The sequence below is a fragment of the Winkia sp. UMB3158 genome (genome assembly GCF_030217145.1).
GTDB lineage: Bacteria > Actinomycetota > Actinomycetes > Actinomycetales > Actinomycetaceae > Winkia > Winkia anitrata.
Window position 1 is genome coordinate 247,147 of record NZ_JASONH010000002.1, and the last position, 13,158, is coordinate 260,304.

Here is a 13,158-nt window from a genome sequence, read left to right on the forward strand (position 1 = left end):
AATAGAAGGTAACTGATTCGTATGCGTGAGCTAGCTGATTATCACCCGACCCGGTTCATGGCTGAAAGCTCGCGCTATGACAAGCGCCGAGCTGATTTTGCGGTCGCGTTTATCGAAGCTTTAAAGCATACGAAAGGCCGGTGGGCAGGAAAACCTTTTAAGTTGATTGATTGGCAAGAACAAATCATTCGCGACCTTTTCGGGGTGGTCAAACCTGACGGGTTTCGCCAATTCACTACGGCTTACGTGGAGATCCCGAAGAAACAGGGCAAGAGTGAACTTGCCGCCGCCGTCGCACTCTTACTGTGTTGCGGCGATGGCGAGGAACGCGCTGAAGTTTATGGGTGTGCTGCCGATCGGCAACAAGCATCCATCGTGTTCGAAGTGGCAGCCGACATGGTGAGAATGTGTCCCCCACTAGCCAAGCGGGTAAAGATCCTTAGAAGCCAAAAACGTATCATCTACTCCCCCACCAATTCCTTCTACCAGGTACTATCGGCCGAGGCTTATTCCAAACACGGATTCAATATTTCCGGAGTGGTATTCGATGAGCTACACACCCAACCCAACCGGGCGCTCTTCGACGTGATGACCAAAGGCAGTGGGGATGCTCGCACCCAGCCACTGTACTTCCTGATCACAACCGCCGGCACCGACACCCACAGCATCTGCTACGAACAACACCAAAAAGCCCAAGACATCCTGGATGGCAAAAAGATCGACCCCACTTTCTATCCAGTCATATATGGGGCAGCGCAAGATGATGATTGGACCGATGAAGCCGTGTGGCATAAAGCCAACCCATCCTTGGACGTGACGGTGCCAATCCAGAAAGTTAGGGACGCTTGTAATAGTGCCAGGCAGAATCCGGCTGAAGAAAACACCTTCAGACAGTTGCGTTTGAACCAGTGGGTCAAACAGTCTGTGCGATGGATGCCCATGCACGTGTGGAATCAAAACAATACCCCAGTCAATCTAGACGACCTCGAGGGACGACCCTGTTATGGAGGGCTGGATCTTGCCTCTACCACCGATATCACTGCTTTCGTTCTCGTATTCCCACCCACGGATGACGATGACAAATACACGGTTGCACCCTGGTTTTGGATACCCGAAGACAACCTCAAACTCAGAGTTTCTAGGGATCACGTCCCCTACGACCTATGGCATCAGCAAGGCCACCTACTCACAACTGAGGGCAACGTGGTGCACTACGGGTATATCGAGAAGTTCATTGAGGATCTTGGCACCCGGTTTAATATCCGAGAAATCGCTTTCGACCGGTGGGGAGCGGTCCAAATGAGCCAAAACCTTGAGGATGCTGGTTTCACGGTAGTGCCATTTGGGCAAGGCTTCAAAGACATGTCCCCACCATCCAAGGAACTGATGAAGCTGGCGTTGGAAGGCAAGCTCGCGCACGGCGGGCACCCGGTGCTGGCCTGGATGGTCGATAACATTCACGTACGCACCGACCCAGCTGGCAACATCAAGCCAGATAAGCAAAAATCCACGGAAAAAATCGACGGGGTGGTCGCCACCATCATGGCCTTGGATCGGGCTATCAGGTGTGGCAACGCACTTAGTGGTGGTTCGGTTTACGACTCGCGGGGACTACTTGTGCTCTAATACTTACAAAAGTGGTCGGTCAGTCTTGATACTTTGAACTCGAATTTCTCCGTTACCGTCACGTCGAAGTAGAAGAAACTCGGAGGAATCTGCAAGTTGAACAATGTGGGATTCAAGCAGCTCTCGCAAAAATAGGCACAAAGCTCTAAGTGCTTCGAAGTTCTCTTCAGGAGAAGTCTCATTCTTTTTGAATGGATTAGGTGCATGGAGGATCGCGCTGACAAGACCAAAACTGCGTCCGACTTCGGATTCCTGGAGTCCAACTTCCGGTCGTACGCCTTGCCCCACAGTTCCATCATGGGTAACATATCCGAACGAACATGGCCAATAGTTTGGATTAAGCTCCTTCAAACGTTTTCGCATCTCTCCGAAGTCTTTTGCGCTTTCCATCTTTTTCTGTGCCTTGTCGAAAAGCCTTTTGCTAGCGGCAAAGGAAGCTGTAACTACGAGCTCCAAAACGAGACGTAGGTGAGCAGCTGCGTGAATTAGATTAGCGAAATCGACGCGACTTCCTGTCAGCTCGACTTCTGCATGGTCGAGATCCCAAAATATTCGGTCATAAATCCACCGGTACAGGACTGGGGTACCCGTTTCTATGTTCTCAAAGCCATCGATTCGTTCCGACTGCATTGAGCCTGGTTCGTTTATGCGTTCTTTCGGTGATCTACGTTTATTCACATAACAAATTATCCATGCAAGGAGTGCTCCATGGGGATACGCAACTGGCTACGCGGTAGACCCCGCGAGACCGAAAACCATACGATTGGCTCGTCTTACTCGTTCTTGTTCGGACCTACGTCTTCTGGTCGTCCGGTAACAGAACGCAGCGCGATGCAGATGACCGCTGTGCATTCATGCGTGCGTATCCTGGCTGAGGCTATCGCGGGTTTGCCACTGCATGTTTACCGGCATACGGAAGGTGGCGGTAAAGAAAAAGCTACCGATCATGGTTTGTATCGGCTTCTTCATGATGAGCCGAACCCCGAGATGACGTCGTTTGTTTTCCGCGAAACTTTGATGACGCATCTGCTTTTGTGGGGTAACGCGTTCGCCCAGGTTGTACGCAACGGCCTAGGTGAAATCATAGGGCTCTATCCGTTGCAGCCAAACCGCATGAGCGTAGGCAGAGACTTGGACACTAAGGCTTTGTATTACGAGTACCAGACCTCCTGGGATGAGCCGGCAGGCGAATACAAAACCATCCGGCTGACCCCAGCCGATGTTTTGCATATCCCAGGTCTCGGCTTCGACGGTTTAGTGGGTTATTCACCGATTGCGATGGCCCGCAATGCTATCGGCCTGGCACAAGCCACCGAAGATTACGGGGCGTCGTTTTTTGCTAATGGTGCTGCTCCTGGTGGGGTGTTGGAGCATCCTGGCACGATTAAGGATCCTTCTCGGGTGCGTGAGTCTTGGCAGGCTACCTTTGGTGGTGCGAAGAACGGCAATAAGGTCGCTGTTTTAGAAGAGGGCATGAAGTACACGCCTATTAGCGTGTCTCCGGAGCAGGCACAGTTTCTTGAAACACGGAAGTTTCAGCTCAACGAGATTGCCCGGATTTTCCGTATTCCGCCGCACATGATCGGCGATCTGGAAAAGAGTTCCTTTTCTAATATTGAGCAGCAGTCTCTGGAGTTTGTGAAGTACACGCTTGATCCGTGGGTGATCCGCTGGGAACAAGCAATCACGAAAACTCTCTTGAACCCGCGTGAAAAGCAGCAGTTGTTTGTGAAGTTCAATGTTGAGGGGCTGCTGCGCGGGGATTACCAGTCGCGTATGGAGGGCTACGCGGTAGCCAGGCAGAACGGGTGGATGAGCGCCAACGACATCCGCGAGCTAGAGAATCTCGACCGCATCGATGAGGCCGATGGCGGGGATCTCTACCTGGTCAACGGCAACATGCTGCCACTCGATATGGCAGGCGCTTATGCCGCCACCAAACAAGCCGACGCTGTCGCAGCTAACGATGAGCAGCTGGAAGAACAACCTGAAAAGAACCAAATTTTGAGGAGGAGAATGTGAAGCGTTTTTGGAACTGGATACCACCAGAAACAACCAACCCGGACACCCAAGAGGATGTTCGGGTTTTGCGTATCAACGGGGCTATCGCCGAAGAATCCTGGCTCGACGATGACGTAACACCCGCCATCTTCGCATCTGAACTAAATGCCGGATCAGGACCGGTCACTGTTTGGCTCAACAGTCCCGGTGGCGATGTCGTGGCGGCAGCCAGGATTTACAACATGCTTCTGGACTACCCAGGAACCGTGACAGTCAATATTGATGGCATCGCAGCATCCGCAGCGAGCGTGATCGCCATGGCAGCAAGTCATGTGGCGATGTCGCCGGTGTCGATGTTGATGATCCACAACCCAGCAACGTTGGCGATGGGCGATAAAACCGAACTCTCGCGTGCCCTCGACATGCTTGAGAGTGTCAAGGACTCGATTATCAATGCTTACCAGCTCAAGACTGGGTTGAGCAGGGCGAAGTTGTCGAAGTTGATGGATGCCGAGACCTGGATGGACGCAACTGCAGCCATCGAACTTGGGTTCGCCGACGAGCTGCTGACTGGTAAACGAGCACCAACCCCAGACAAAGAGGACGAAGAATCTGAAGAGCCGGGTGAAGACGAGCCGGATGAGGACGATTCCGGCGGGGATGACGAGCAAGGCCCTGCCCGTAAGAAGCCGCCGTTGCCGCCCAAAAACAAGGGTGGTGTGGTGTTTTCCAGAAAGGCCGCGGAACAGCGCCTCGTCGCGCAGTTAGCTGGCCAGCGAAAAGATAGTGCTCCGCCTGGCTCACTGCCATCTCCTGATACCCGTTGTTCTTTGCAGCCCGCTGTCTCTTGTGGTCGGCGGGTTGTTGATTTATACGCCCAACTAACTGATCAACCCCACTAAACCCTTAAGAGAGGAACTTTTTATCATGACTACTGTTACTGATCTTTATGCTCGCCGTGCCGAAACCTGGAATAAGGCGAAGGCTTTTCTGGATGAGCGCCGTAACTTTGAGACCGGCTGCCTGAGCGCTGAGGACGATGCGGCTTACGCGAAGATGGAGGCTGAGATCGAGGCGCTTTCTAACGAGATCGCTCGATCCGAGCGGGCCGAACGCACAGAAGCCAACCTCGCGCAGGCGACTCGGGCACCCATCACAGCAACACCAGGTGCTGGATCAGACGAGAATGTGGGCAAGGCGAAGCCTGCCCGTGCTACAGCTTCCTACAAGCGGGCGTTTTGGGATGCGATGCGGCTTAACACCTCCCCCATGGAAGTAAGGAATGCGCTAAGTGAGGGGGTGGATTCTGAGGGCGGATACCTAGTGCCTGACGAGTTCGAACGCACCCTAGTGCAGTCTTTAGCCGACCAAAACATCATGCGAAGCCTCGCCAAGGTTATTCAGACCACTAGCGGGGACCGAAAGATCCCTGTCGTGTCTACCCATGGCACCGCTACCTGGCTGGATGAAGGCAAACCATATAGCGAATCCGATGAAGCCTTCACCCAAATCTCTCTGTCGGCGTTCAAGCTGGGTACCTTCCTGAAAATCAGCGAAGAACTGCTCAACGATGCAGCGTTTAACGTTGAACAATACTTAGCGAGCGAGTTTGCTCGCCGTATTGGAGCTGCTGAAGAAGAAGCGTTCCTGGTTGGCGATGGTAAAGGTAAACCCACCGCTATCTTCAACCCAACCGGCGGAGCCGAGATTGGCGTGACCAGCGCCAAGCCTACCGACATTAGCGCTGATGAACTCATCGATCTGCACTATAGTTTGCGTGCCCCCTACCGGGCGCGCGCGGTGTGGCTGATGAACGATGCAACAGTAAAGACCGTACGCAAGCTCAAGGACGGTAACGGGCAGTACCTGTGGCAACCAGCCCTGACTGCTGGAACCCCGGACATGATCCTTGGCCGACCCGTTCACACTTCCGTGTTTGTGCCTGAGCTTAAAGCTGGGGCGCGCACAGTAGCGTTCGGTGACCTCGGCTTCTATTGGATTGCTGACCGGCAAGGCCGCTCCTTCAAACGCCTCAACGAGCTATTTGCAACCACCGGGCAGATCGGGTTCCTCGCCTCCCAACGCCTAGACGGCAAGCTAGTCTTGCCCGAAGCGATCAAGGTTCTTACCCAAAAGACCGCGGGGTAAACCATAAAAATAGTTAGGAGGTGGCAGCCATGAAAACAGACGAACTCATGGCTTTAGTCAAGCAGAATCTACTGGTCGACCATAGCGAGGATGATTCTTTGATTGCCTCGTTTGTTTTGGCTGCCATCTCCTATGCCACCGCTTACCAACATCTGCCCGAGGGCTACTACCAAACGGAGCCCATGTCGCAGGCAACCCGGCAAGGCATTATCATGCTCGCCACCCATTTCTACGAATCCAGAGATGGAGCAACCGCCGGGTTTTGGGCAGACAAAACCGATGCTGCCCGCGCCGTGTGGAACGCAGTCAACACCCTGCTTCGTCTGGATCGGGACTGGAAAATCTAAAGAAGGACGCGCCTTGTGGCAACGCTAGGCAAAATGAGCGAGCACATCGACCTAATACAACCTGTAGTGGTTAAGGACGCTGCCGGGTTCGCCACTACTGGTGATGAGGTTATTGCTTCGGTGCGCGCATATATGGAAGTGCGGCACGCTTCACCGGCTTGGGTCAACCGCGCCGCCTACACCAAAGCAGACCTGTTATTTAGGATCCGAGCAATACCCGGCATAAATATAACCGAGGCGATGGAAATCAGCTCCGCACGTGGCAGGTACGTTATTGATGCGGTCGAATACCTCGGCCGCTATGTCGAGATTTTGGCTCACCGCACCGAAGCAGAAGGAGCACCCTGATGGCTCGCGTACAAATCCGGCTTCCCAACGATTTCATTGACGCACTCGACTCAGCCAGCAGCCTCATTGATAACTCCGCTGAGCAAGTACTTAAAGCCGGGGCTAATACTGTGGAGCCGCGTATGCGCTCTAACCTTTCTGCAGCAATCGGCAGCTCAACGAAACAGCCCTCCCGCTCTACCGGTCAGCTCGCCAAAGCGTTAGGAACCGCGCCAGTAAAAGTCAATAGCCGCGGAGACTACAACGTCAAAGTTGGTTTCGCCGAGAACCGAGACGATGGTAGAGCTAACGCACTAATCGCTAACGTTCTTGAACACGGGCGCTCCAACCAGCCCGCTAGACCCTTCCTAGCCCCTACGCGTTCACAAACCAGGCGAGCCGCAATCACCGCAATGAAACAAACCCTAGCCGCGCGAATCCAGCAGGTGAAACCATGAGCGGGCTTTTAGAAAACATAAGCCACATCGCTAAACAACTTGGGCTCGCCTATGCAGTCAGCTGCTACACCGATTCCCCAGCCCCAGACACGTATCTAGTATTCACCCCGTTAACAGATTCTTTCGAGATCTTCGCCGACAACACCCCAGGCGTCGAAATAGAAGAAGCTCGAATCAGCCTGTTCACGAAAACCAACTACTTAGCTCTAAGAGACCAGATCACGAAAGCTCTAATTAGCGCTCGCCTGGTTATTACAGGCAGGCGCTATATCGGATACGAGGACGATACCGGCTACCACCACTATTCAATCGACATCGCGAATTATTCACCGACTACTTTCTAGGAGTTGTTGCTTTCCTCCCAGACTCCATAATTTTGTCCCTCATCATTGACCCAGCGCGCTCTACCATTGGCGGAGGTACCTAACACTATGGCCGCTGCTGCAGAAGGAGAAGCAAAAGCAATATCCCGGGTAACCACGCCCCGCTTATTTTCTAGACGGATTGAACCGTCACTAACTAGCTTTTGGTGACGACTAGCTATAGTCGCATACGAGTTAACCGTTGCCTGACTTCTGGCTTTACTGGTTTCCCAATTCGCAACCACTATTAATCCCTTGAGGAGGAAAAACTCGCCATCAATCAGCTGCATCGAGGCGTCTATCTGATCTTTTTGTCTGCGCAGATGGAAAACAGGCGAAGAAACTATCTGAGCGGTAGCTGCTTGCACAGTATTTTCTAGGGAACGCAAAACATTGACTCCCAGGATCGGCAAAATCAGCTTCACATTATCTAAGAACGACTCGGCTGATGCTCGTTGCGCTTCAGAAAGCTTCCTAACCCGAGGAGTTTGTCTGTTATCAGGCATAGAACAACGCTCAGCATTCTTAGCGATTTCAACCAGACGGGCTTCTAAATAACCCCAATGCCCCTCGTTAAAAGACCGCTGCAAGCTAGCAATAATAACGACCTTTTCCCACTGCGGCTTCTTTTTGTCATGATCACGCAGGCGCTCTACAAAGTTTTCTGTCTTGCCTATATAGCACCAAGTGTTCTCAATAGCTTCAGGGTCATTACCAAGAAGAATATACACACCATTACAAGCGATTGAGCTGAATGACCCCGTGTTTGCATGGGGTTTTTGAGACGTTTGAGTTTGTTTGAACCTCGTAGCGACTAGACATCATAGTTCTGCTGAAGTCAACACCGCTTTAGCAGGAATTTTTATGGTTTTTGCTTCTAATCATAAAGAGATTATTTGCGGAACTCGGGATGGTAAAAACTCAGCAAAATTGCCGCAGCTATCAGGACTGCGCAACATGTCATTGGTAGCCACGGAGAGAGTCCGTAAAGTGCGGTAGAGGCTATCGGTGCCACTACATAGGCAGCACCATTGTTAGCATTAATCAACCCGGCCAGCCCACCTTGTTCTTCGGGCTTCATTTGCAAAGTAGGCGCCGTGTTGTAGCCAGGCATCGCCAGGCCTAGACCAAAGCCTGTCAAGATGCTGGCCACGATGAACAGTCCAAGATTTAGTGGATAAACCAAGAGTAGTAACCCGAGAAGAACGATTATTAATCCTCTTCTAAAGAGTTTTTTAGCACCCCAGTTTAACCTTGGAGCCACCAAGGCCTGCGCCAGTATCATCACCACACCCATTATTGACATGCACAAAGCGGTGAGCCCTGCTGTTGCGCCGGCCGCTAGCTTCAAAACATCCTGCAGTAAAAAGCCGAAAAGTGTAGCCACGGTAGAAAAAGCGGTAAACATTAGGAAACCGCAAGCCAGGAACACGAATACTCTTGAATCAAAATAGGAAACTTTTGCCGGTTGAGCGACTTTTTCTTCGCTACCTGTGGGTTTGAATGTTAGCAGCAAAACGGCAACGCCTAAAAGCATGACCAGAGGCATCACCAGCAAGGGCATCATGAAACCTCCTATAGCTGCAAGGCTGCCGCCCAATAAGGCTCCAAGAATAGACGAGAATCCTTGTGCAGCACCCAAGACTCCCAGACCCTTTACCCGTTGCGTCTCATTGTAGGTATGAGTCACAACGTAGGTTTGCGCGGCTGGGGAAACTGATGCGATGGCACCGCCGTACAGCACTCCCCTAGTTATGACTACTCCTATGATCAACGCTATGCCGGTGAGCAGACCCTTAAATCCTAGCCACACCACCATAGCGAATCCGCTTAGAGCCAGGATTCCGGCAAGCATGCCAATAAGCAAGATACGCCGAGATCCCCATCGCAATGAGACCCGTCCCCACCTGGTGGAGGTAAGAGAAAACATTATGGCAGCTAACGAAATGGTGGCGCCAATGTGCCATTCCTTCAGCCCGATTTCGCGCGATAGCGGAGCCAGAATTGGATTAAGAATCATCTGCCCCATATATGCCAGTAACACCGTCAAAAACAAGGGAAACAGTCCCGCTATTTTTGATTCGACTTTCTCGTTTCGTTCATTAGTGGCGCACATTAAAACATCCTTTCCAAAGTGAGCTACCAATCAAGCTGAGACAATACTAGAACAATGTTCTAGTATTGTCGAGGTTGAGGGTATGCTGTTTTCGTGGGGAATAAAGACAAGCGGGTAAACACGGGTAGACGCGCCTGGCTGACGCAGGAAAAGATCATGTACACCGCAATGGAACTGACCCGAGAGTGCGGTCTAGAAAAATGGTCGATTCGTGACCTTGCGCAGCGTCTGGGAGTAGTTCCCTCTGTCATCTACCACCATTACCAAAACCGTGACGCCATTACCGCTTCTGTAATAGGCGAGATCACTAGCACCATCGAACTACCGGACGAGCAGCTGGAATGGAAAGATTGGTTCATCTCCCTAGCAAAAAATGTCAGGCCTGTCTTTCTTGAATTCCCCGGAGTCACCGACAAACTGATGTATGGACATATGAACGCCGCGTTGATACCAATCTTGGAGGTGGCTTACGAAAAACTACGGGATGCTGGTTTTAGCAAGTACATTCACATCGCATACTCAATTATCATCAACACGATGCTATGGAGCATTACTGCTCGCAACTTGCGCAGCCCAACCAAGCAGGAACAGCGCCACGACCTAGGCCAAATGATTACCCAACTTCAGCCCCTAGCTGTCTGCTCCACAACGCTGGCTGACATCATCCAGGGCTACTTAATTCCGCTAGCCAACCCGAAAAACGAAGACCGCATGAGTCAGGAATACTTTGAAATCATCATAGAAGTCGTACTCGCCGGTTTAGAGATAGCAATCTTGCCTCGCGAAAACGCCTAACGAACCCGTGAACAAGAGAAATCATCAATACTCATAAAATATTTCCCAAAATCGCAAGGCATCCAGCTAAGAGCAAAGCCTTTCAGCCTCTCCCTCTATTTCCTGCGATTTTCCAATAAATACAAGAAGATCCACTATATCCAGAGCTTCCCAAACAACTGGTACGACTACATCAAATACTGCACTACCAATGAACTAGCTATCGCCCTTCACAGTACACAGGCTTCTCCCAGGAATCCGCTATATCGGATACGAGGCGGATACCGGTTTTCACCACTATTCCATCGATGTTTCGAGTTTTAGAGCCTGTCCTTAAGAGTTTGCAATGATCAGGAAAGTCAAAAATCCGATGAACAAGATCTCCAGGACTAACCCGATGACGTTAATGACTTTTTCGCTCTTTTCAGGCCAGAATCTGGCTAGCAGAGCAAAAACTACTAAGCCAGTAGCGGCTCCAGCAGTGTTCATTATGACATCGGTGATATCGCTGACCCCAATAGCGAAAACGTACTGAACGACCTCGAATGCCACGCTTGCTAAAAACGGTGGGAGCAATTGAATTAACCATGAGCGCCGTTTCAACAACATCCTCATGTACAAGCCAAACGGGATGAAAATAAGGAAGTTGACCACGATCTCATCAAAGAAGTTCGACCCGTAAAGATTCGCAGAATCTGTAAATGGGATCAGATTTAAGTAGCGCGCATGCCGCACGCTCAGTATGTCGTCAACGCTGGTGGCGAATTTGAACAGCACCATCCACAACAACAAGAGCAGATAAATCCCGAACACCGCATAGGTCAAGCGTCGCGTTTTCTCTCTCATGCCCCAATTCTATCTCTCGATGACATCTAACGAAAATTACTACCCAAAAGGAGAAACATCATGGCAACTATTGGTTTAGACAAGCTCTACTACGCGAGCATTAGCGAAGATCCCACTAGCGGTGAGGAAACTTATGCCGTTCCTAAACCGCTGGCTAAAGCAATATCTGCAGAATTGTCTGTGGAGGTGGCTGAGGCAATTTTGTATGCCGATGACGGGGCATCCGAGATTGTCAAGGAATTCAAATCTGGAACGCTCACTCTTGGGGTTGATGATCTCGGGGCTGAGGCTGCAGCTGCCTTAACTGGTGCGAGACTGGACGCGAACGGGGTACTTATCAGTACTTCTGAGGATGGTGGCGCACCCGTGGCTATTGGTTTTAGAGCTGCACGCTCTAACGGGAAGTACCAGTATTTTTGGCTTTACCGCGTCAAATTTGCTCTGCCGGGAACCACGCTGGCGACCAAAGCTGATTCGATCACGTTCTCTACCCCGAGTATTGAGGGAACGATTCTGCGGCGTAACAAACCAGACGCTACCGGTAAGCACCCGTGGAAAGCCGAAGTCACCGAAGGAGCCACCGGCGTGAAAGCTGAGACGATCTCCAGCTGGTACAGGCAGGTGTATGAGCCTGCCGCTACAACCAGCATTAAACCGACAAACAACTAGAAATGCAGGTAAGCCATGACAGCGAAAACCCAAACCAGCCCGGCCAGCACCTCTTTAAAAAGCGCGACAATCACTATCGCAGGTCAAGAATACGAGCTTGTCCTCACTACCCGTGCGACCCGCCTTATAGCTCAACGTTACGGAGGGCTAGAACATTTAGGTCAAGCCCTGGAAACTAGCGAAGATATGGATAAGTCACTCGGTGACGTAATCTGGCTCATCGCCCTGCTCGCTAACCAGTCCGTACAAATACACAACCTCACCCATCCGGACGATAAGCGCCCAGAGCTGACCGCAGAAGCAGTGGAGTTACTAACTGTGCCTGCAGATTTAGCTGACTACCGAGAGGCTATCGCCCAGGCACTCCAACGCGGCACCCGGCGAGCAATCATGACCGAGACCCCAGACCCAAAAGGGCAAACCAAGAAAAAGGACACTTAATAGATAGTGACGAGGCAATCTTTACCCGCCTGACCTATATCGGGCTCGCCCACCTGGGACTGACCCGCATGCAAATCGAGCTGACCATATTCGGTGAACTATTGGACCTGGTGGATTGCTGGCGTATCGAAACCGGCAGAGCCCAGCCGAAACGCATCTGGTTTATCGACGATATTATTCCTGCTGGGGTTTAGCGATCTAAATGTTTCGTGAGATAACAGGCGAATAGCTGAGGATGGGCGGCGTGCCACTGGTGCCCTGCACCTTGGATCACTTCTAGGTGAGCTGTGGGGATAAGGCCGGCGATTTTGCGGGCTGCAGGCAGGTTTGCTTTATCTTTGCTGCCGCAAACCACAGTTACGGGCATAGATAAAGCTGGAAGCTGCGAAGTAAGGTCTAAATCTTTCAAACTATCGAGCACGCCCACCAGCTCAGGTTTGCTAAGCTGCGGCGGACAGACCCATTTTGTTGGTAGAACTCGCATTAGTGTCTTTTGCAGATTCATCAACAGTTTTGGGGGTTTAGCTTGCGGAGCTGAAACAAACAGTGAGGACACCTTGCCCGGATGGGTGAGCGCGATATTTAAAGCAATCACTGCGCCCAACGATACCCCGACCAGGTGCACTGGTTCGGTCAGCGAGTTAGCAATCTGGGCGCATACGTCTTCAAGCAACCAAGAAGCCAGCGGCGGTTTCGTTGTCAAAACGTCTAGAGATATGCACTCGGTTTGTGGCAGCTGTTTTATTACTGGGTTCCAAACATCACGGGTTTCACCCAACCCGTGCAAGAACACTACCTTTTGCGCATCGCTCATTTACGCAGCGCGAAAAAACCTGCAACCAGGCTAGTTATCAGAAAACCAGCAGCATTTCCGATAGCGGTGACCGGTGAAATCACGTGCGTGAACCCGAAAATAGCAAAACAGATAGCTGCAAATAATAGCCCAACGGCTACCAGCATTAACCAGTTACGCACTCGCGCATTGTTCTTTGCCATATATGCCCTTTCGCTTTTACGTGTTCGTTCACTGATTATCCCATAAC

At 51.4% G+C, this 13,158-nt stretch carries 18 protein-coding genes; 12 read left to right on the plus strand and 6 right to left on the minus strand.

What is annotated here, in order from left to right; genetic code table 11:
• Positions 1–21 precede the first annotated feature (21 nt).
• On the plus strand, positions 22–1,626 hold the full coding sequence (locus QP400_RS03025; RefSeq protein WP_048707993.1) for a terminase large subunit: 1,605 nt from the start codon (positions 22–24) through the stop codon (positions 1,624–1,626).
• Between the two features lie 3 nt (positions 1,627–1,629).
• Here QP400_RS03025 and QP400_RS03030 read toward each other — a convergent pair whose 3' ends face one another.
• Positions 1,630–2,304 (minus strand): hypothetical protein, encoded by a 675-nt coding sequence (locus tag QP400_RS03030; RefSeq protein WP_285462514.1) that lies wholly within the window; start codon positions 2,302–2,304, stop codon positions 1,630–1,632.
• Positions 2,305–2,334: 30 nt separating this feature from the next.
• On the opposite strand from QP400_RS03030, the gene QP400_RS03035 reads away from it, so the two are divergent.
• The 7 genes from QP400_RS03035 to QP400_RS03065 are packed head-to-tail and all read left to right on the plus strand — an operon-like array spanning position 2,335 to position 7,251.
• Positions 2,335–3,648: a phage portal protein gene (locus QP400_RS03035; RefSeq protein ID WP_048707984.1), complete on the plus strand. Its 1,314-nt coding sequence runs from the start codon at positions 2,335–2,337 to the stop codon at positions 3,646–3,648.
• On the plus strand, positions 3,645–4,529 hold the full coding sequence (locus QP400_RS03040; protein WP_048707979.1) for a head maturation protease, ClpP-related: 885 nt from the start codon (positions 3,645–3,647) through the stop codon (positions 4,527–4,529). Before QP400_RS03035 ends, QP400_RS03040 begins: the two co-directional genes overlap by 4 nt.
• A gap of 25 nt (positions 4,530–4,554) precedes the next feature.
• Complete coding sequence (locus QP400_RS03045; RefSeq protein WP_285462515.1) at positions 4,555–5,775, plus strand: phage major capsid protein; 1,221 nt, start codon at positions 4,555–4,557, stop codon at positions 5,773–5,775.
• A gap of 29 nt (positions 5,776–5,804) precedes the next feature.
• The gene (locus tag QP400_RS03050; RefSeq protein WP_048707971.1) at positions 5,805–6,122 is read left to right on the plus strand and encodes a head-tail connector protein; all 318 of its coding nucleotides are present in this window, start codon (positions 5,805–5,807) and stop codon (positions 6,120–6,122) included.
• Between the two features lie 15 nt (positions 6,123–6,137).
• Positions 6,138–6,470 (plus strand): phage head completion protein, encoded by a 333-nt coding sequence (locus tag QP400_RS03055; protein WP_048707969.1) that lies wholly within the window; start codon positions 6,138–6,140, stop codon positions 6,468–6,470.
• Entirely contained in the window at positions 6,470–6,907 is a 438-nt protein-coding gene (locus tag QP400_RS03060) for an HK97-gp10 family putative phage morphogenesis protein (protein ID WP_285462517.1), read from the plus strand. Before QP400_RS03055 ends, QP400_RS03060 begins: the two co-directional genes overlap by 1 nt.
• Positions 6,904–7,251 (plus strand): hypothetical protein, encoded by a 348-nt coding sequence (locus QP400_RS03065; protein WP_048707966.1) that lies wholly within the window; start codon positions 6,904–6,906, stop codon positions 7,249–7,251. The genes QP400_RS03060 and QP400_RS03065 overlap by 4 nt, the downstream gene beginning before the upstream one ends.
• Here the strand turns inward: QP400_RS03065 and QP400_RS03070 are convergent.
• Positions 7,248–8,000: a GIY-YIG nuclease family protein gene (locus tag QP400_RS03070; protein WP_053086214.1), complete on the minus strand. Its 753-nt coding sequence runs from the start codon at positions 7,998–8,000 to the stop codon at positions 7,248–7,250. The genes QP400_RS03065 and QP400_RS03070 overlap by 4 nt on opposite strands.
• A 161-nt stretch (positions 8,001–8,161) precedes the next feature.
• Positions 8,162–9,385 carry an MFS transporter gene (locus QP400_RS03075; RefSeq protein WP_048707963.1) on the minus strand — a complete coding sequence of 408 codons (1,224 nt, stop codon included), beginning with the start codon at positions 9,383–9,385 and terminating at the stop codon, positions 8,162–8,164.
• A gap of 93 nt (positions 9,386–9,478) precedes the next feature.
• Here QP400_RS03075 and QP400_RS03080 point away from each other — a divergent pair, with 93 nt between their 5' ends.
• Complete coding sequence (locus QP400_RS03080) at positions 9,479–10,180, plus strand: TetR/AcrR family transcriptional regulator (RefSeq protein ID WP_048707960.1); 702 nt, start codon at positions 9,479–9,481, stop codon at positions 10,178–10,180.
• A gap of 312 nt (positions 10,181–10,492) precedes the next feature.
• On the opposite strand, the gene QP400_RS03085 is transcribed toward QP400_RS03080, so the two are convergent.
• A complete protein-coding gene (locus QP400_RS03085) occupies positions 10,493–11,005 on the minus strand; it encodes a VanZ family protein (protein WP_048707958.1) in 513 nt (170 codons plus the stop codon).
• A 60-nt stretch (positions 11,006–11,065) separates the two neighbouring features.
• Here QP400_RS03085 and QP400_RS03090 point away from each other — a divergent pair, with 60 nt between their 5' ends.
• From QP400_RS03090 to QP400_RS03100, 3 genes are all read left to right on the plus strand, one after another.
• Positions 11,066–11,674, plus strand: a complete 609-nt coding sequence (locus tag QP400_RS03090; protein WP_048707955.1) for a major tail protein — start codon at positions 11,066–11,068, stop codon at positions 11,672–11,674.
• 186 nt (positions 11,675–11,860) lie between these two features.
• Positions 11,861–12,115, plus strand: a complete 255-nt coding sequence (locus QP400_RS10530) for a polysaccharide deacetylase family protein (RefSeq protein WP_486389523.1) — start codon at positions 11,861–11,863, stop codon at positions 12,113–12,115.
• Positions 12,116–12,183: 68 nt separating this feature from the next.
• Positions 12,184–12,309 carry a hypothetical protein gene (locus QP400_RS03100; RefSeq protein ID WP_024058998.1) on the plus strand — a complete coding sequence of 42 codons (126 nt, stop codon included), beginning with the start codon at positions 12,184–12,186 and terminating at the stop codon, positions 12,307–12,309.
• Here QP400_RS03100 and QP400_RS03105 read toward each other — a convergent pair.
• Together QP400_RS03105 and QP400_RS03110 are read right to left on the minus strand one after the other, a co-directional pair.
• Positions 12,306–12,929 carry an alpha/beta fold hydrolase gene (locus tag QP400_RS03105; protein WP_048707946.1) on the minus strand — a complete coding sequence of 208 codons (624 nt, stop codon included), beginning with the start codon at positions 12,927–12,929 and terminating at the stop codon, positions 12,306–12,308. The two genes, QP400_RS03100 and QP400_RS03105, sit on opposite strands and share 4 nt — an antisense overlap.
• The gene (locus QP400_RS03110; RefSeq protein WP_048707943.1) at positions 12,926–13,111 is read right to left on the minus strand and encodes a hypothetical protein; all 186 of its coding nucleotides are present in this window, start codon (positions 13,109–13,111) and stop codon (positions 12,926–12,928) included. Before QP400_RS03110 ends, QP400_RS03105 begins: the two co-directional genes overlap by 4 nt.
• Between the last annotated feature and the right edge of the window lie 47 nt (positions 13,112–13,158).

Coding starts and splice junctions, on each gene's coding strand:
- QP400_RS03065 (WP_048707966.1), top strand. CDS start 6,904: ATGAGCGGGCTTTTAGAAAACATAAGCCACATCGCTAAACAACTTGGG.
- QP400_RS03060 (WP_285462517.1), top strand. CDS start 6,470: ATGGCTCGCGTACAAATCCGGCTTCCCAACGATTTCATTGACGCACTC.
- QP400_RS03050 (WP_048707971.1), top strand. CDS start 5,805: ATGAAAACAGACGAACTCATGGCTTTAGTCAAGCAGAATCTACTGGTC.
- QP400_RS03085 (WP_048707958.1), bottom strand. CDS start 11,005: ATGAGAGAGAAAACGCGACGCTTGACCTATGCGGTGTTCGGGATTTAT.
- QP400_RS10530 (WP_486389523.1), top strand. CDS start 11,861: ATGGATAAGTCACTCGGTGACGTAATCTGGCTCATCGCCCTGCTCGCT.
- QP400_RS03075 (WP_048707963.1), bottom strand. CDS start 9,385: ATGTGCGCCACTAATGAACGAAACGAGAAAGTCGAATCAAAAATAGCG.
- QP400_RS03110 (WP_048707943.1), bottom strand. CDS start 13,111: ATGGCAAAGAACAATGCGCGAGTGCGTAACTGGTTAATGCTGGTAGCC.
- QP400_RS03025 (WP_048707993.1), top strand. CDS start 22: ATGCGTGAGCTAGCTGATTATCACCCGACCCGGTTCATGGCTGAAAGC.
- QP400_RS03045 (WP_285462515.1), top strand. CDS start 4,555: ATGACTACTGTTACTGATCTTTATGCTCGCCGTGCCGAAACCTGGAAT.
- QP400_RS03035 (WP_048707984.1), top strand. CDS start 2,335: ATGGGGATACGCAACTGGCTACGCGGTAGACCCCGCGAGACCGAAAAC.
- QP400_RS03100 (WP_024058998.1), top strand. CDS start 12,184: ATGCAAATCGAGCTGACCATATTCGGTGAACTATTGGACCTGGTGGAT.
- QP400_RS03105 (WP_048707946.1), bottom strand. CDS start 12,929: ATGAGCGATGCGCAAAAGGTAGTGTTCTTGCACGGGTTGGGTGAAACC.
- QP400_RS03090 (WP_048707955.1), top strand. CDS start 11,066: ATGGCAACTATTGGTTTAGACAAGCTCTACTACGCGAGCATTAGCGAA.